The sequence below is a fragment of the Bacillus sp. SYZHCR11 genome, assembly GCF_057196865.1.
Window position 1 is genome coordinate 417,636 of sequence record NZ_JBXUND010000002.1, and the last position, 18,188, is coordinate 435,823.

The following is an 18,188-nucleotide window of genomic DNA, read 5'->3' on the forward strand; positions in this document are numbered from 1 at the left end:
GTTCATCATCCTTCCGCTTTAAGCTCTAACAGTAAATCACGAAGCTCTGCCGCCCGCTCGAAATCAAGCGCTCTGGCCGCTTCTTTCATTTCGTGCTCCATTTGCTCAACGACTTTCTGGCGTTCTTTCTTCGTCATCTTCGCCAGTTTAGGCGCGGCTTTTGTTTTATATTCTTCTTTATCCTCAGCGGCCTGCGTCGCGCGGATCACATCGCGGATTTCCTTATTGATCGTTTGCGGCGTAATGCCGTGAATTTCGTTAAAGCGCTCCTGCTGTTCCCGTCGGCGCTTCGTTTCATTAATTGCGATCTCCATCGAATTCGTGATTTTATCGGCATACATGATGACGCGGCCTTCCGCGTTTCGTGCCGCCCGTCCGATCGTCTGAATCAGCGAACGTTCAGAACGGAGGAAGCCTTCTTTATCCGCATCGAGAATGGCGACAAGTGACACTTCCGGAATATCAAGCCCTTCCCTCAGCAGGTTGATGCCGATTAACACATCATGTTTTCCGAGGCGGAGGTCACGGATGATTTCAATCCGTTCAAGCGTCTTAATCTCGGAATGCAGATAATTGACCTTGATGCCGATTTCCTTGAGATAATCGGTCAGATCCTCTGACATTTTTTTCGTTAAAGTCGTCACGAGAACGCGTTCATTCCGTTCAATCCTCGCCTGAATCTCGCCGATCAGATCATCAATCTGTCCTTCGATCGGACGGACGTCAATGAGGGGATCGAGGAGTCCCGTCGGTCTGATGATCTGCTCGATCATTTCCGGCGTATGCTCAATTTCATACGGTCCCGGAGTCGCCGACACGTACACGATATTGTGCATATGCTTTTCAAATTCCTCGAATCGGAGCGGACGGTTGTCAAGCGCTGACGGGAGGCGGAACCCGTGATCGACAAGCACCTGTTTTCTCGCCTGGTCACCGTTGAACATGCCGCGCACCTGCGGAATCGTCACATGTGATTCATCAACGACAATCATAAAATCGTCCGGAAAATAATCAAGCAGCGTATACGGCGTAGAGCCCGGCGGACGGAGCGTCAAATGTCTTGAATAGTTCTCGATCCCTGAGCAAAAACCCATTTCCCGCATCATTTCAAGATCATACCTCGTCCGCTGCTCAAGCCGCTGCGCTTCAAGGAGCTTGCCGTTTTCGTGCATCACTTTCAAGCGCTCCTCAAGCTCCTGTTCAATATTCAGAATCGCTTTTTCCATCTTTTCCGCCCGGGTGACGAAGTGGGAAGCCGGGAAAATCGCGACATGGTCACGGTCGCCGAGAATTTCTCCGGTCAAAGCGTCGACCTCCCTGATCCGCTCAATTTCGTCTCCGAAAAATTCCACTCTGATACAATGTTCGTCACGGGAAGCCGGAAAGATTTCCACAACGTCTCCGCGCACGCGGAACGTCCCGCGCTGAAAGTCGATATCATTGCGGGCATACTGGATATCCACAAGCTTTCTCAGCAGCTCGTTCCGCTCAATCTCCATTTCCGGTCTGAGCGACACGACCATTTCCCGGTATTCTTCAGGCGAACCGAGGCCGTATATGCATGACACACTCGCGATAATGATGACATCTCTCCGTTCAAACAGAGAGGATGTCGCGGAGTGTCTCAGCTTATCAATTTCATCATTAATGCTTGCGTCTTTCTCTATAAAAGTATCCGTTTGAGGCACGTATGCCTCCGGCTGATAGTAATCGTAATAGCTGACAAAATATTCGACAGCGTTGTTCGGGAAAAACTCCTTAAACTCGCTGTACAGCTGTCCGGCAAGGGTTTTGTTATGGGCAATGACCAGTGTCGGTTTGTTCACTTCTTTAATCAGATTGGACACGGTAAAGGTTTTGCCCGTCCCTGTCGCACCCAGGAGAGTCTGGTGTTTTCTGCCTTCCTGTATGCCTTTGACAAGCTTCTCAATCGCTTGCGGCTGATCTCCCTGGGGCTGATATTTCGAGACTAACTCAAAACGATCTTTCACAAAAAAGCCTCCGTTTCTTTACGAAATCTTCCTATTGATATAGTAACACAATGACGGGCAAAATCACTAAAAATACGAACTAAAGTTCGATGGTTTATTTTTACCAAGTCAATTTTTGTATAAAAAACCTGCTTTTATGGCGTAAAAGCAGGCATTCTATTTCATATTCACCATGTCAGGCATTGTCTTTCTTTTTGTCTGCTTCTTTTTTGGCCATGTACAGCCCTCCGGCCACCAGCGATACGACATCCAATCCAACGATAAAATACGTTTCGGTGTAACCCTTTAAATAGGATGCGAAAAGCAGTGCGGCTGTGAGAGCGATCGCCACATAGTGGTTAAACGTGACGCGCGTAAAAAGGACGACCAGCATAAAAGGGAAACATAATGCAAAAACGGCTTTTGTAATCACAAAAACCCTCCTCGGGAATTCTTCATCTCATCTGATTATAGTAAAAAATGAAGAATCGGACAATCGTTCCCCTGCTATCACAATACCCTTTTTCGGCAGTCTTCAATCATCTGTCAAAGAAAATGTGAATATAAATCCATTGAACCATTAACCAGATGAATCGAATTACCTTTCTTCAGCCGAAAGGATGAGAAGGTTTAGGTCTTTGTATCTTTGACAGTTTCTTCCTCCCTCTTTACAATGTAATGATAGTGTTTACTATCATTTTCTTGGATGAAGAAAAAAAGGGGGTCATACCGCATGTATTCAGTGCGATTTCAAAAAGCGGAAGAATCGAGCCGCTCTGCAGGAGCAAAAGGAATGAACCTGATTAAACTGACGAAAAACGGGCTGCCCGTTCCCGGCGGTTTTATCATTCAGACGAATGCCCTGACACGTTTTATGGAAGACAACGGGCTTCAAGCAGATCAGGAACAGATGGAGCGCGCCATTATGAACGGCACGTTTTCAAAAGAGCTTCGGGAGGAACTGACAGCGTCGTTTTATGAATTGAGAGAATCATACGCCTCTGTCGCCGTACGTTCCTCCTCCGCGTCCGAAGATCTTGAAGGCGCTTCTTTCGCGGGCCAGTACGAAACCTATTTAAATATCAAAACTGAAGAAGAGTTTCTCGGAAAAGTGAAAGAGTGCTGGGCTTCCTTCTTCTCGGCGCGGGTCAGCGGTTATAAAGAGAAAATGAACAATGACACCGCAGAACCGTTAATGGGCGTTGTCGTGCAAGGTCTGATCAATTCCGAGGTTTCAGGGGTCATTTTCAGCCGCAACCCCGTCACACATGATGACGGAGAACTGATGATCAGCGCGAGCTACGGCCTCGGAGAAGCAATCGTCTCCGGCAGCGTGACGCCCGACACATTTATCGTCAATAAAGACACATTTCAGATTGAAAAAGAAATCGGCTTAAAAGAAATGTATATCGTCTCTAAAGACGAAGGCGTGACGGAAAAAGAGACGTCCGCTGACATGAGAAACCGCTTCTGCCTTGATGACGAGAGCGTCAAAGAGCTTGCCATGCTGACGATAAAGACGGAAGAACTGTACGGTTATCCCGTGGATCTCGAATTCGGATTTGCCGAAAATAAGCTGTATCTGCTTCAGGCCAGACCGATTACAACGATCGCGCAGGATCAGAAAGCGGCAGACGAAGAACGGGAATTTATCATGACGCCCCGGGATCAGAAAGATTTTTGGCTCAATATGGAGTCCAATATAGAAGGTCCCGTCAGCCCGTTATTCGCTTCACTCATTGTGCCGGCTTTGGAATACGGCCTCAAAGAGAGCACGAAGACCTTCCCTGTGATGGGCATCGAGATTGAGCGTGTCAAACTTCATCAGGGCCATGTTTTTTCCAGACAGCATAAGACGGACGACAAGCTGCCCGCAGAACAGTTAGAAGCGCTTTTCCCCGTCTTGGCTGACCGCATGTACGATATTATTCAGGAAACCTTTCTGCCTTTTTATCAAAAGCTGGACGAACTGGCGCATACAGACCATACGCCGGAGACTGCCATTGATGCGTTCCGAAACCTGCAAGACTTCTATTTAAAAGGATACGCAGAACATTTCAATATTGTCTTTCCGCAGGTTGCGTTAAACATGATACTGGAATCTATGTACGGACAGGTTGAGAAAGAAAACACCTCCCTTCTGTATGAAATGCTGGCCGGCGTCATGAATAAGTCATTGGAGACCGACAGACAGCTCTGGCTGCTTTCCGGACAAGTAAAAGACAGCCCTGAGCTGCGGCGCGTCTTTACGGTTTCTCATGCCGATGAGCTGCATCAGACGCTTCTGCAATCAAATGAGGGAAAACGCTTTCTCGAACAAGTCGGCGAATTTTTACAGGAATACGGCTGGAGATCCGTGAAAAGTCATGATCTCATTGAAGAAACTTGGGCGGAAAACCCTTATTTCGCTTTGGCCAACATTCAGAACTATGTCCGAAACGGATACGATTTTGACAGTGAGTTTCATAAAACGATAGAAAAACGAAAACAGCTCTACGCCGACTTTATGGATAGAATTGAAGATGACGGCTTCCGGGAGACGTTTGACCGCTATTATCAGTGGACATTGTCTTCATCCGTCATCAAAGATGATCACCATTTTTATATTGATGCGATGCTGGACGCCAAAGCGCGCCTTTGCCTTCTGAAAATCGGCGAGCTGCTTCAAAAACAAGGCGTAATCGATGATCGGGAGGATATGTGGTACTTATACAGCGATGAAGTCGAGAAAGCGCTGGCGTCGCCGGTTCCGATGCAGGAAAAAGCCGCTGAACGAAAACGGCTCTTCCAGCAATATCAATTGCTTGAAGCCCCCGCTTATCTCGGGACTCCGACTTCGGAACAGCTGAAAACGGCTGAACAGATTACCGGCTCCATCACAGAAGATGAAAAAAACACTGAACATCAAATTTACGGACTTGCAGCGTCAAGCGGAATCGCAAGCGGACCGGTGAAAGTCATTCGTGACGCAAGTGAATTTTCCCGTTTTTCAACAGGAGACGTGCTTGTCTGCAAAATGACGACACCGCTTTGGACCAGTCTGTTCCAGAATGCAAAGGCCGTCATTACGGACACGGGCGGCATCCTGTCACATGCGGCGATCATCGCGAGAGAATACGGGCTCCCGGCCGTTCTCGGCACACGTGCCGCGACTGACAGGCTCAACGACGGAGATATCGTCACGGTAGACGGGACAAACGGCAAGATTACGATTGTCAAACGCGCTTCATGCTAGGTTTCCCTCTTTATTGACGGGCAGGGCGGGTGTATACTTGTCCTGCCAGTATTTACGCGAGGTGAAACATGTTGAGAACGACGAACAAGAGAATTATTGACGCCGCGATGAATCTGATCATCCAAAAAGGATACCGCGCAGCGACAACAAAAGAAATCGCAGAAAAAGCAAAAGTAAGCGAAGCAACGATTTTCCGTAATTTTAAAAACAAACAAGGATTAATGAAAGCCATGATTGAACAGCAGGCGCCGGTTCCGGAAAGCATAATCACCAAGGCGGAAGGCGATCTGTATGAGGATCTTCTTCATTTCGCCACGACCCTTCTGCAGCAATTGGAACAAAAAAAAGAAGTGTTCCGCATCTGCCTGCGCGAACCGGAACTATTCGAGGACGTCCTGCAGGATATTGTCGTATATCCTCAATCCGTGAAAAAGCATTTAATCGTTTACTTTAAGGAGCTGACAAAGAAAAATATGATAAGCCCCGGCAGCGAAGAAGCTAATGCAGACGTCTTTATGACGATGATTTTCGGTTATTTTATACACCGGCTGCAGCTGGGGAAAAGAGTCATTACTCTCTCTGAGGAAACGATGCTGAAACACAGCACTGAGATTTTCATGAAAGGCATTACCGGCCGGTCATTTTCCGGCTCCAAGGAGGATGAAGGATGGGTTCAAAGAAAGAATGGGCGCTGATCGTTTCGCTTTTGCTGGGAGCCATACTCGTTCCCATCAATTCTACGATGATCGCAGTCGCCCTTTCATCCATTTCCCGCTCATTCAGCGAATCAATTGCCAGCATCACATGGGTAGTGACCGTGTACTTAATCGTGATGGCAGTGACACAGCCCATTGCCGGCAAACTCGGTGATATGTACGGTAACAAAAAAATGTATTTATGGGGCGTCGGCCTTTTTCTCATCGCATCATTGGGGTGCGCCCTCTCGCCAAGTCTTTTCTTATTGATTTTCTTCCGGGCGCTTCAGGCTGCCGGCGGCGCTTTGCTTACGCCAAACAGCATCGCCATCATCCGCCATGTCGTGTCTGAAAAACGGCTTCCGAAAGTATTCGGCTTTTTCGGCCTCGGCGCCGGGCTGGGCGCAGCTCTCGGTCCGTTTATCGGCTCTCTATTAATTGAGAGCTTCAGCTGGCATTCAATCTTTTGGGTCAACATTCCGTTTCTTGCGATCGCACTCGTGACGGCATTAATGATGTTTCCTAAATATAAAGAAGAAACGTCTGACGCTCCGCTTGATATCATCGGGTCCGTTTTGCTTGCCGGAAGCATTGTATCTATTATTCTTCTGACGAAAAATGAAAGCTCTTTGGGCTATTGGGTGTACGCGCTGCTCATTCTCGTATTGGTTCCGCTATTTTTCAGGCGGGAGCTGCGCACGAAACATCCGATTATTGATTTTGATCTATTTAAAAACACGACCTTTACGAGCGCCAATCTGTCGGTTCTGTTAAGTAATTTAATGATGTACGCCGTGTTATTGATTATGCCGCTCTTTATGACCGGCCACTTCAGCATGAACACGTCGCACAGCGGCATGGCGCTGTCAGTCTTTTCTGTTTTCATGTCCGCCAGCAACTGGGGCGGAGCTCAGCTGCATCAGAAATGGGGCGCGCGAAGAATGATTTTTCTGTCCTTCGGGCTGATGGCCGCAGCCAATCTCTTATTTCTGCTTTTGGTTTATTCCCATTCCGTTCCGTTTCTTATGGCATCGCTTATTGTAGGAGGCATCGCGTCAGGTGCGGGGCTGACGAGCATGCAGGTATCTTCTCTTGCGACGGTAGAACCGGGCATGTCCGGCATCGCATCCGGGATTTTCTCCACCTTCCGTTATTTCGGAAGCATTATTTCTTCAGCACTGATCGGTTTAATCTCCGGGTTTCATATTCTGTTTATCATATTGATCGGAGTTTCTGTGATCGGCTTGTTCGTATCGCTTGGAATTAAGTCCGGGGAAACCGTTCAGACGAAAAAAAGCCATTCGGCATAACGAAAAAGGTTCCGTAAGCATCAGCTTTCCGGAACCTTTTCTAGTTTTCCTTCTTCATTTTCTCTCTCAAAGTGTCACCGCAATGCCGTTTGCTCTATAAGAATCTTTTGATTTACAAGAGAAAAGGGGAATGTAAATGGCTGAGAGTTCCGATCAAGTTCGGCGCTGACATCGTAATCCGGCCGTAAAAAGCCCGGCCGCCGTCTTTTATTTTATTTATTTCACTCACTCCTATGTTCAACTTGAGCCCACTATCATTACTATATAAACCTATAAGTATTCAAGATACATTTAGTTGTACTTCTCTATCTCTCGCTGCTCTGCCAGCAACAAATTCACCATATCACTATAGCTATTCAAACCGTCTGTCTGATTATTTGCCTTCAGATATACATCATTTACATTTCTTGAAATACTTGAAATAACACCCTCATACTTATCCCGGTACTGCTCATTTTGTTCTATATCATGCTGCACCGCCTTGGACAGACTGGACATTATATCAGACGCCTGATCTGGATCCACTTTCTTTAGCTCAGATATAGAATAAACAAATGCTAGAAAAAAACCACTGTAAAGTATCATTGGATCATCCTGCTGCTTACATGCCAGATATGCTATAAAATTTGCCTCATCCTCATGCATGAAACCACTCTGATGTGCCAATTCATGTGCCATAGTAGCAGGCACCAAGAAAACGGGCACATTAACATTGATATTGGATTCATAAGTAAAAGGGACAAAGATACCATTTATCCCTGCATGCGACATTAGCTTTGACATCACAACTGGTTTTGGTGTTGAGTATAAAGAATGCTCCAAAATAGGATATTCCTTTGATAACATTTGCATCGAGAACACTGCGTGTTGTGCATAATAATCAAAAACCTCTGGTACTTGAGCCAAAAGATCAGTGTCCGCTAACTTTTCCCTTGCCAATTCCATTTCAACGGCAAGCGACTTACTCAATTTGACCAGTTCCTCCTTGCTGTAGTTCTCTTCTTTATATTCGGTATAAGACAAAAAAGAATATCTGTAATAGTTTATTCCACCCAAAATAGTATAACAAAAATATATCACGCTACAGATCGTAACTATTCCTAGAGCACCACGATAAACTACCATCCTACGTACACCTTTACTCATGATAACCTTGCGCACATAATAAACGATATAAAATAAAAAAAGTAACACAACCAACACGACGAGCCATTCACTAACAGAAAACTTGACCCAAGAAGGTACAAATCCTACTATTTTTGACAATAACGGATATACAGACCTACTGTATTTTTCCGCCCAATCCTGATGGTTCTGCGCGTATTTTGTCAGTATGTAAGCTATAACTCCAAGTGAAATCAACGGTAATCTCTTAAGTAAAAGCTTTTTTATAATGTACTCCCCCTATCCAACATAACCATTATAATCAGTTATTCTTAATATATATCCCGCTAAAGATTCATCTTCTAAAGGTTTTGGAGTTAGCAATAACCTTTCCAATAAGCCATACCTCTCCTTCATTTATTTTTTTATTATTTCAAAATAAAACAGCTAAGAAAATATAATTTTCTTAGCTGTTTTACTTTCTAACTGATTTTGAAATCTAGTTTAGGAGTTCTTGAAACTATTCCGAATAATTATGAAAAATCACATTATAATGCTGTCATTTCTTCGTGCTCGTGTTCATCCTGCACGAATAAAATACCTAATTCATGATGTTCGCCTTCATAGGACGCGCGCTGATCAAAACGGATCTCACCGTTCAGGCCGATGATCTCCATTTTTACAAATGCGCGGTTCTTTTGAAGTGCTTCATAAAAATCCGATACATGTTTCACGGGGATGCCGTTTACTTTCGTAATAATCTCACCGATCTTCAGCTCAAGATCGTCCGCGGGTGTATTCGGAATGATGCCGAGCACCATTAAGCCCTGATCCCGCTTAGAGAAATAAAACGGAGCCGCGTTATCGTTCAGCCGCTGTCTCAATGATAAAAACAGGCGTCCGAGCACCGCAATACAAGCGGCAGCTCCGGCAAGCGGAGTCCACCAAAGGGCAGCTGCCCCGAATGCGGTCACGATAACCCCGAGAATCATGACGCGTTTCGCCGTTATCCTTATGCTGACTTCCGGAAGTGACCCCTGCACACGCTGTCCGAAGCCGGCGATATAAGGAATCCAGATCAAATGGAAAGAGCCGCCCGGTACGGTAAAGACAGGCCACCAAGAAAGGTGTGACTCAAGCCCGCTGCCCGGCACCAATAAGAAAAGCGGAAGCAGCCATGCGCGATTCGCCAATTGTCGGCCGATGGGCAGGCCTCTGCTGCTGACGACAAGCGCCGGAGATGTTTTCAGATGCGCTGAACGGCAGGCAGCCGCTCCCTCCGTGATAATCAAAAGGCCCATAAACACGGCCGCCGATGCCCAATTCACACCGAATGCCTGCGGAAACCGATCCGCAAACGGCACTGTGTGGGTATACTGAAGGATAAACGCAATGAACATGCCGGCGCTGACAATATAAGCTGAGGACAGCCAATTCATACGGAACGTCAGCGAAAGCAAAGCAGTCACAGCCGCGATTATGCCGAGAAGACCGAATGGAATCGAAATTCCCAGTCCAAAAAATAATATGGAGAGAAGAATACCCGGTATAAGTCCTTTTATGTATGTAAAGATAAGCTCGTCATACATATCCGCGATTTTTGTATGAAACGTATGGCGTTCACGTTTGATCCGCAAATATCCGCATGCGAGACTTATGATGATAAAAAACCAGAACATCGGGTGCAAAAAAAACAGACCGATACTTTTCAGAAGTTCAATTCCCCATTGAACAGACACTGCTTTCACCGCCTCAAGCCAAACATTTTAATTCTATTCTACCAAATAATCATTGGCTTGAATATCTCAAACGTCTATCTCTCTTCCGTCATCCACAGCGTTACATTTGAGAGAGAGAAATCTTTCAGATAGTGGTCAACCTCCACCTCGATCACGCCGCTGATCAGAAGCATGGACCGCTTAATATCCGTCAGATTGATTCCTAAACGTTTATGGTTTTTCATTAAGTAAGTGAAATAATGCTTCGCACACTCTTCATTGATTTCGTGAACGCATTCAACATTTGTGTAATTGACCAGGTATCTGCTGAACAGCATAAGAAGACTTAGTGCTTTTGTTGATGAAAATGTGACGTCTTTTGTTCTGTCTTTTAGTTGTTCCACTAATTCATAATATTTTTTTTCACGCACAATACTTGCCCTCTTCAATTGTGAACCCCCATTTTTTTATCCAGATAAGCACGGGTGATTACAGCTGCCGTGCTGAAGCGCCGCAAACACTTCTGCTTTCGATACTGAAATGCAGCTGCCAAACTAAAACTGTTCTCTATTAGAACCTTCTTTTATTGTAAGAACTAAAACTGACTGAGGCAACTTTCAAAAGTTTCATTTTGAATACATATTAAATCGGCATAAAGTCTCTCTTCTCTATAAATATCGGGTAATGTTTGTCCTTTATAAATGTTTAAATGTGAAAATTTTTTTAATATCTTGTCAAAACCGTCATAATTATATGTCTTTTGGTTCACTTTTTATGAATGACAAAAGAAACAGGAGACGCAAAAAACGCCTCCTTTTCATTTATTTTACAAATAATGATTTTAACGCCATTTGCAGCTGCAAATCATTTTTTTCGTCAGATTTCTTTTCATTCATCAGCTGATTCATTTTTTCCGCTGTCTTTTTATCAATGACCGCTGTTTTATCAAGCTTGTACCGGTCTTGAAACGCCAGAACGGCTTTTTTCATTGTTTTGCTGAAATAGCCGTCTGCTCTGCCCGGGTCAAAGCCTAGGCCTTTCAGCAGGATTTGGGCGTGCTTGACATCCGCGCTGTTCATATCAGGCTGAAGCGGCTGTTTCAGCTGAAGCGGTCCCGCCGCAAAATAATCCGGCTGGCTCACAGCGATTGTCGGAGCAATGCCTTTTTTGTGAATCCAATTGCCCTTCGGTGTCAGCCATTTGTAAAGCGTCAATTTAATGTTGCTCCCGTCTCCCATAGGCACGGCCTGCTGAACCGTTCCTTTACCGAAAGAAGTGTCGCCGACAACGTCATAATGTCCCGCTTCTTTTAACGCGCCCGCAAGAATTTCTGAAGCGGAGGCGCTTCCTTTATCTGTTATAACATTGACGGGATACGGCTTCTTATGTTTTAAGGTTGAGAAATATTGTTTTTTATCGCCGTTACGCTCCGCAATTTGGATATACGGCATGTCTTTTGTGATGAAATGCTTTAAAATTTGTTCGACGCTTTGAAGGTAGCCGCCGGGATTCCCCCTTACATCAAGGACGAGACCGTCAATCCCTTGTTTTTCAAGCTTTTTCAGCGCCGCGGCGAAGTCCTCGGCGGTATGCTCGGAAAATGTCGATATGCCGATGTAGCCGACATGATGACCGCCTGATTCTTTGCGGGAAGCAAATACGGTTTCAAGCGGGATTTCCGCTCTTTTAATCCGGAATGACAGCTGTTTTTCAGTACCCGGACGCTGTATTTTAATAGAAACCTTCGATCCTTTTTTTCCTCTGATTTTCAGCACGGCTTCGTTTAAATCTTTCCCGTTCATTGACACGCCGTTTATACTGATGATTTCATCATTCGGCTTGAGGCCCGCTTTTTCTGCCGGAGATTGCTTAAACGGTGATACGATAATGATTTTATTGTCTTTCATACCGACTTCAGCTCCGATCCCTTCGAAAGAAGAATCAAGAGAATCGGAAAATTGCTTAGCGGTCTGCTTGTCCATATAAACGGAATAAGGGTCGTTTAATGTAGACAGCATCCCCTGAATCGCTCCTTCAAGAAGCTTTTCTTTATCTACATTTTCCACGTATTCGTTCGAGATCAGCTCATATGCTTTTTCGATTTTTTCCATTGCCCGGGTTCTTTCTGCGTCTGATGAATTCGGCTGTGCCGCCCCGGCAATATGGGCTCCGCCGCACATCATGCTTAGGGCCGCTATCACTGCGATCATTTTCTGCTTCATCGTTTACCTCCTCTTAGTCCTTTTACGAAAACCTGGAGATAGTATGTGTAAATTGCAAAGAATTCATGTAACGGCAACAAAAAAATGAAAATGCGAGATTGTTTCATATATATGGGTAACGTATAATATTTTGTATGCAATTCATTAAATATACAGGAGAATGCGATATGAAAATAAAATTATCGATTTTATCCGCGGCGGTTCTGGCCGCAGGCATTACCGCCTTTGTCTGGCCAAAAACAGAGGCCAATGAGAAAGCGCAGACGGACGCCTTGTATGTTTCTCCCGCAGGCAGCGACCAAAATGAAGGAACGAAAGAAAAGCCGTTCCGCACATTAAAACATGCGGCTGAAAAGGCAGAGGCCGGGACAACCGTATTGATTCGGGAAGGGACATATGATGAAACGTTTGAAGTAAAGCACAGCGGCACGGCCGAAAAGCCGATTACATTTCGGAACTATCAGAATGAGCATGTCTCAATCAGCGGCAAATCTGCGCCAAAAAGCGATTCTGAAACTCCGTTAATCCAAATCCGCAATAAACAGTACATTACCATTCACGGCGTTACGCTTGAGAATCTCTCCGTATCATCAGAAGATGCGACGGCCATGGGGATCTGCGTCACCGGATCAAGCAGTCATATCAACATTGACGGCAACCATATCCGGAACATTAAAACCACGGCTGATGAAGGAAATGCACACGGCATCGCATTTTACGGCACAGGTGCCATGAAGGATGTCAGCATTACAAATAATACGGTTGAAAAACTGACGCTCGGCGCAAGCGAAGCGGTCGTGCTGAACGGGAATGTCGACGGATTTAAGATTGCCGGCAATACCATCCGGGACAATAACAATATCGGGATTGACGTGATCGGATACGAAGGAACGTCCAAGCAAAACGACTATGCGCGAAACGGCGTCATTGAAAACAATACGGTGAGCCATAACTCTTCTTACGGAAATCCCGCTTACGGAGATGAATATTCAGCGGGCGGTATTTACGTTGACGGCGCAGAACATGTGGACATTAAGAAAAACACCGTTTACAACAATGACCTTGGGATTGAAGCCACCTCTGAGCATAAAGGGAAATACGCACGAGATATCCGGATTACGGATAACAAGGTGTACGGCAATGCATACACCGGTATTTCAATCGGAGGCTATGACACGAAACGCGGCGGCACCATCAATTCGGTGATCGCTCACAACATCATGTACCGAAATGACACGAAGGACCTTGACGGCGGCCAGCTGCTCCTGCAGTACGGCACAAAAGGGAACACGATCGAAAAAAACATCATGACGGCAAGCGATTCACGGATTTTTATCGCAAATGATTTTACGAAAAACGAAGAAAATACCGTTAATCATAACGTCTATCACAAAGAAGCGGGAAAAGACGGCATCTGGAATTGGAAGAACAGAGAATATGATTCATTCACAGCGTACCGAAAAGGAACGGCAAACGATTCGGATTCCATTTATGCGGACCCGATGTACCGTGACGAATCGTCTTATGACTTTACATTAAAGCCCGGATCACCGGCCCTGCCCGTCATTCAGTAACGAAACCATTAAAAAAAGCCAGTCTGTATCAGACTGGCTTTTTTTTATACACGAAGGAATTTCCGGATGGAAGTCAGACTTCCCCATACTCCGATCACCGCGCCGATCAGAATGAGCACAAGTGATACTTGAAACACAAACGGACTGTACGGCAGAAGTGAAACAAATGATCCCTGAACTTTCGGGGCCACCCAAGCGACCATCGACTGGTACGTACTCAGTACGAGAGCGATCGGTATGACAGAACCGAATACCCCCAGCAGCAGTCCTTCCAGGAAGAACGGCCAGCGGATAAACCAGTTTGTCGCGCCGACAAGCTTCATGATTTCAATCTCTTTTCTTCTGGCGAAAATCGTGATTTTAATCGTATTCGAAATTAAGAACATCGCCGTGAACAGAAGGCCGATGATTAACGCAATCCCGATGTTGCGTGACACCCCGACGATCTTAAACAGACGGCTGACTTCTTCTTTCCCGTATGTTACTTTATACACATGATCAAGCTTCTCAATTTTTTTCGCGACTTTCGGCGTATCATGCGGATCTGTCGTTTTGACGATAAACGCGTTGTTCAGCGGGTTTTCCTGATCTTGCATTTTCATGGCCTTTCCGCTGTCGCCGAAGCTTTTGACCAATTGATCAAGCTCTTTATCTTTAGATGAAAACTCTACGCTTTGGATTCCTGAGATGTCTTTAATCTCATTCTGCAGCGTATCCTGCGTTTTCTTATTTGACGTCAGATCGATTAATACTTTAATTTCCACTTCTTTTTCAGCATTTTTAGCCATGTTGTTTAAATTCAGCATAATGACTAAAAACACGCCGACCAAAATCAATGTAACGGTAACGGCACTGATGGATGCAAATGTCATCCACGTGTTTCTTCCGAGAGATTTAAAACTCTCACGCAAATGGCGCCCGAGAATTTTAATCATAAGAACCATACTCCCCTCTTGACTCATCACGCACAATAATTCCGTCTTCGATCGCGATGACCCGTTTCTTCATGGTGTTTACTATTTCTTTATTGTGTGTCGCCATCACGACGGTCGTTCCGCGGTTATTAATCTCTTCCAGCGTCTTCATCACTTCCCATGATGTTACCGGATCAAGGTTGCCCGTCGGTTCGTCAGCTATCACGACGTCAGGATTGTTGACGATGGATCTTGCGATGGAAACACGCTGCTGTTCTCCTCCGGAAAGCTGGTCGGGAAACTGCCGCGCTTTATGCTTCAGCTGCACAAGATCGAGCACTTCGAGCACGCGTTTTTTAATGACCGACTGCTGCTCTCCGATAACCTCAAGCGCAAACGCTACGTTTTCAAATACCGTCAATTTCGGAAGGAGTTTGAAATCCTGGAAAACAACACCTATTTTACGCCGCACGAAAGGAATCTCTTTTTCTTTCACAGCCGCGAGATCTTTATGATTAATCAATATTTGCCCTTTTGTCGGTTTTTCTTCTCTGTAAATCATTTTAATAAAAGTAGATTTACCGGCTCCGCTCGGTCCTACGACATATACAAATTCCCCGGGATGAATCATGACTGACAGCCCGTTAATCGCTTTTACACCGTTCGGATAGGATTTATATACTTCTTTCATCTCTATCATGAAATCACCTAATCTTTTATTTATGTCTTGCAGCCATAGAGTTCGCAAACGTACAGCGGTTTATGGCCGATTTGTCAGGAAACAGATGAAAAATCTGAAAGTTCCTTTTCCTCAGTACACTTCATTATACGTCAAATTTAGACATATTACTATTACAGTTTCTTTTCATTCCCAGACCGAGAAAAAACCTTGCCCCTATAACAGGCAAGGTTTTTCTGTTATTTTTTCTGTGACAGCCATTTTGCGATCTTCGCGGCTTCCTCATCATTTACAAGATGGCTCGGCATATTGCCGCGTCCGTTTTTAATGATGCTTTCAATTTTAGCTTCATCATACTTCCCGCCGACTTCCTGTAAATTCGGACCTCCGCCGCCTTCTAGGTCTTTACCGTGACAGCCGATACAGCTTTGCTGATAAAGTTCTTCACCCGCTGACGCAGATGCTTTTGATCCGCCTGAGCTGTCAGAGCTTTCTTTTTTCGATTCATTGGATCCGCCGCATGCCGCCAGCAGGACGGACATGGTCAGAACCAGCGCCAGCAGCGCCCATTTTGATTTCATATGTAAGATGCACCCCTTCGCTATTATAACCTCGTTTACGCGCGTTTGAAACCCTCGCCGAGCACCTCGCTTGCGTCTGCGACAATGACAAAGGCTGACTCATCAATTTGTTTGACGATTTGTTTCAGTTTTGTGAATTCGGTCTGACCGACGACACACATTAAGATCGGCCGGTCATGTTCCGTATACCCGCCGACTGCGGAAATCTTCGTCACACCCCTGTCGATTTCTTTAAACACAGCTGATCTGACGGCTTCTTCATGCTGCGTAATGATTAAAGCCATTTTGGAGCGGTTGAACCCGACCTGCACGACATCAATCGTTTTGCTTGAAATAAATACCCCGAGCATCGCATACAGTCCCTGCTCCACTCCGAAAACGAGCATCGCGCTCAGCACAATTAATCCGTCCATGATGGCAAGGCACGTTCCCAGCGACAGCCCCGTGTATTTGTGAATGATCTGCGCCGCCAGAGCCGTTCCCCCCGTGGAGCCTTTGCCGAGATACACGATGCCGATTCCCGTTCCGATCCCGACGCCTCCGAAAATCGCCGCCAGCAGTTCATGGGTCGTCGCGGCAGGCAGATCTCTTGTTAAAAAGACGGCAAGCGGCAGAACGATGGAACCGACCAGTGTCTTCATTCCGAACTTCCCGCCGAGAATGATCACTCCGGCGATAAACAAAGGGATGTTAATAATCCACTGCACATAAGCCGGTTCAAAACCAAACGTTTCTAAAATGGTGCTGATCCCGCTTACTCCCCCCGCTGCTATACGGTTCGGCAGCAAAAATACGTTAAACACGACCCCCGTAATCGCCGCGCCGATCATGATATATATGTAATCTTTGATCAGACGGAGCGGCTTATTGTGATTCACATCCATGCAAAATCCTCCGTTCTCCGATTTTCTCTCGATAGCATTTTAAGTCTTCCCGGCTTAGAAGTAAATAACAGCCAAATACCGTATTAATTTGCTAAAGCGCTGTTGTGAAAAATGGAAAAAGAGAACGGATAAAAAAACACACCTTGCCAAAGGCAGGTGTGTTCCCGGATTACGACAGTTTAGAACGTAAATAGGCGTCAATGAAGATATCGATATCTCCGTCCATAACCGCCTGCACGTTCCCCATTTCCGTATTGGTGCGGTGGTCTTTCACCATGGAGTACGGATGGAAGACGTACGAACGGATTTGGCTGCCCCAGCCGATTTCTTTCTGTTCGCCGCGGATTTCGTCAAGCTCCGCCTGCTGTTCTTCAATTCTGCGCTGATACAGCTTCGCTTTGAGCATTTTCATCGCCCGGTCGCGGTTTTTGATTTGGGAGCGTTCCGTCTGGCATGTGACGACTACATTTGTCGGCAGGTGGGTGATCCGAACGGCTGAATCAGTCGTATTGACGTGCTGTCCGCCGGCACCGCTCGCCCGGTACGTATCAACTTTAATATCTTCGGTACGAATATCAATGTCGATTTCTTCATTGAATTCAGGCATGACTTCACATGACACGAATGACGTGTGACGGCGGCCTGATGAATCAAATGGAGAAATCCGCACGAGGCGGTGTACGCCTTTTTCCGCTTTTAAATAGCCGTATGCATTGTGGCCTTTAATAAGCAGTGTGACTGACTTAATTCCTGCTTCATCTCCCGGGAGATAATCAAGCGTTTCAACTTTGAAGCCGCGTCTTTCCGCCCAGCGGGTATACATTCTGAGCAGCATGGAACCCCAGTCCTGGGATTCCGTACCGCCGGCGCCCGGGTGAAGTTCTAAAATCGCGTTATTTTTGTCATATGGTTCACTGAGCAGCAGCTGAAGCTCAAATTCATTCAATTCCTTCGTTAATGACTTCAGCTCTTTTTCAAGCTCTTGCTGAAGGTCCTGGTCAGGTTCTTCTTTTAAAAGATCATGTGTCATTTGCAGCTCTTCGTGAGACTCGCTCAGCTGATGGTAGGAGTTCACGTATTCCTTCAGACCGTTCGCTTCGTTGATGACGGTTTGGGCCTTCTGCTGGTCATTCCAGAATTCCGGTTCCGCCATCTTTTCATCTAATTCTGCAATGCGGGCTTCCTTTGATTCGAGGTCAAAGAGACCCCCTGAAGTCCGCTAAACGAGAAGCCATATTTTCGAGCTCTGCCCTGATTTCTGATAATTCCATTCCATTCACCTCATTAAAAGATCCGGGGCGC

At 45.8% G+C, this 18,188-nt stretch carries 15 protein-coding genes; 4 read left to right on the top strand and 11 right to left on the bottom strand.

Translation table 11 applies throughout. The annotated features are described in order from the left end of the window. Positions 1-5: 5 nt before the first annotated feature. Entirely contained in the window at positions 6-1,991 is a 1,986-nt protein-coding gene (uvrB, locus tag AC2CGA_RS08795) for an excinuclease ABC subunit UvrB (RefSeq protein ID WP_003151439.1), read from the bottom strand. Between the two features lie 175 nt (positions 1,992-2,166). Further along, entirely contained in the window at positions 2,167-2,403 is a 237-nt protein-coding gene (locus tag AC2CGA_RS08800) for a CsbA family protein (RefSeq protein ID WP_003151438.1), read from the bottom strand. 300 nt (positions 2,404-2,703) lie between these two features. Between AC2CGA_RS08800 and AC2CGA_RS08805 the strand changes: the two genes are divergently transcribed. The 3 genes from AC2CGA_RS08805 (at position 2,704) to AC2CGA_RS08815 (ending at position 7,210) form a co-directional block, all read left to right on the top strand. Then, positions 2,704-5,205, top strand: a complete 2,502-nt coding sequence (locus tag AC2CGA_RS08805; protein ID WP_484480171.1) for a PEP/pyruvate-binding domain-containing protein — start codon at positions 2,704-2,706, stop codon at positions 5,203-5,205. Positions 5,206-5,276: 71 nt separating this feature from the next. Continuing rightward, entirely contained in the window at positions 5,277-5,900 is a 624-nt protein-coding gene (locus AC2CGA_RS08810) for a TetR/AcrR family transcriptional regulator (RefSeq protein WP_046560099.1), read from the top strand. Beyond that, positions 5,873-7,210, top strand: a complete 1,338-nt coding sequence (locus AC2CGA_RS08815; RefSeq protein WP_003151435.1) for an MFS transporter — start codon at positions 5,873-5,875, stop codon at positions 7,208-7,210. Before AC2CGA_RS08810 ends, AC2CGA_RS08815 begins: the two co-directional genes overlap by 28 nt. A gap of 291 nt (positions 7,211-7,501) precedes the next feature. Here the strand turns inward: AC2CGA_RS08815 and AC2CGA_RS08820 are convergent, their stop codons facing one another. The 4 genes from AC2CGA_RS08820 to ctpB form a co-directional block, all read right to left on the bottom strand. Beyond that, positions 7,502-8,572, bottom strand: coding sequence for a DUF3810 domain-containing protein (locus AC2CGA_RS08820; RefSeq protein WP_046560102.1), 1,071 nt, complete (start codon positions 8,570-8,572; stop codon positions 7,502-7,504). Positions 8,573-8,862: 290 nt separating this feature from the next. Next, positions 8,863-10,053 (bottom strand): cell division topological determinant MinJ, encoded by a 1,191-nt coding sequence (minJ, locus tag AC2CGA_RS08825; protein WP_003151426.1) that lies wholly within the window; start codon positions 10,051-10,053, stop codon positions 8,863-8,865. Positions 10,054-10,127: 74 nt separating this feature from the next. Further along, complete coding sequence (swrA, locus tag AC2CGA_RS08830; protein ID WP_014305920.1) at positions 10,128-10,481, bottom strand: swarming motility protein SwrAA; 354 nt, start codon at positions 10,479-10,481, stop codon at positions 10,128-10,130. Positions 10,482-10,853: 372 nt separating this feature from the next. Continuing rightward, a complete protein-coding gene (gene ctpB / locus AC2CGA_RS08835) occupies positions 10,854-12,215 on the bottom strand; it encodes a carboxy-terminal processing protease CtpB (protein ID WP_370880548.1) in 1,362 nt (453 codons plus the stop codon). Between the two features lie 206 nt (positions 12,216-12,421). Between ctpB and AC2CGA_RS08840 the strand changes: the two genes are divergently transcribed. Then, a complete protein-coding gene (locus AC2CGA_RS08840) occupies positions 12,422-13,828 on the top strand; it encodes a right-handed parallel beta-helix repeat-containing protein (protein ID WP_060387190.1) in 1,407 nt (468 codons plus the stop codon). A gap of 44 nt (positions 13,829-13,872) precedes the next feature. Here the strand turns inward: AC2CGA_RS08840 and ftsX are convergent, their stop codons facing one another. From ftsX to prfB, 5 genes are all read right to left on the bottom strand, one after another. Continuing rightward, positions 13,873-14,763 carry a permease-like cell division protein FtsX gene (ftsX, locus tag AC2CGA_RS08845; RefSeq protein WP_013353766.1) on the bottom strand — a complete coding sequence of 297 codons (891 nt, stop codon included), beginning with the start codon at positions 14,761-14,763 and terminating at the stop codon, positions 13,873-13,875. Next, entirely contained in the window at positions 14,756-15,442 is a 687-nt protein-coding gene (ftsE, locus tag AC2CGA_RS08850) for a cell division ATP-binding protein FtsE (RefSeq protein WP_003151418.1), read from the bottom strand. Before ftsE ends, ftsX begins: the two co-directional genes overlap by 8 nt. A 218-nt stretch (positions 15,443-15,660) precedes the next feature. Beyond that, positions 15,661-16,002: a cytochrome c551 gene (gene cccB, locus AC2CGA_RS08855; protein ID WP_003151417.1), complete on the bottom strand. Its 342-nt coding sequence runs from the start codon at positions 16,000-16,002 to the stop codon at positions 15,661-15,663. 35 nt (positions 16,003-16,037) lie between these two features. Beyond that, positions 16,038-16,886, bottom strand: a complete 849-nt coding sequence (locus AC2CGA_RS08860; RefSeq protein WP_058906389.1) for a YitT family protein — start codon at positions 16,884-16,886, stop codon at positions 16,038-16,040. Between the two features lie 169 nt (positions 16,887-17,055). After that, a protein-coding gene (prfB, locus tag AC2CGA_RS08865; RefSeq protein WP_096034905.1) for a peptide chain release factor 2 occupies positions 17,056-18,157 on the bottom strand; the annotation gives its coding sequence in 2 pieces (ribosomal slippage) (positions 17,056-18,084 and positions 18,086-18,157; 1,101 coding nt in all). Positions 18,158-18,188: the final 31 nt, after the last annotated feature.

What these genes read in the sequence shown, in the direction of transcription:
- ctpB (WP_370880548.1), bottom strand. Translation starts at nt 12,215, where the DNA reads ATGATGTGCGGCGGAGCCCATATTGCCGGGGCGGCACAGCCGAATTCA.
- AC2CGA_RS08815 (WP_003151435.1), top strand. Translation starts at nt 5,873, where the DNA reads ATGGGTTCAAAGAAAGAATGGGCGCTGATCGTTTCGCTTTTGCTGGGA.
- AC2CGA_RS08840 (WP_060387190.1), top strand. Translation starts at nt 12,422, where the DNA reads ATGAAAATAAAATTATCGATTTTATCCGCGGCGGTTCTGGCCGCAGGC.
- AC2CGA_RS08805 (WP_484480171.1), top strand. Translation starts at nt 2,704, where the DNA reads ATGTATTCAGTGCGATTTCAAAAAGCGGAAGAATCGAGCCGCTCTGCA.
- ftsE (WP_003151418.1), bottom strand. Translation starts at nt 15,442, where the DNA reads ATGATAGAGATGAAAGAAGTATATAAATCCTATCCGAACGGTGTAAAA.
- ftsX (WP_013353766.1), bottom strand. Translation starts at nt 14,763, where the DNA reads ATGATTAAAATTCTCGGGCGCCATTTGCGTGAGAGTTTTAAATCTCTC.
- AC2CGA_RS08860 (WP_058906389.1), bottom strand. Translation starts at nt 16,886, where the DNA reads ATGGATGTGAATCACAATAAGCCGCTCCGTCTGATCAAAGATTACATA.
- cccB (WP_003151417.1), bottom strand. Translation starts at nt 16,002, where the DNA reads ATGAAATCAAAATGGGCGCTGCTGGCGCTGGTTCTGACCATGTCCGTC.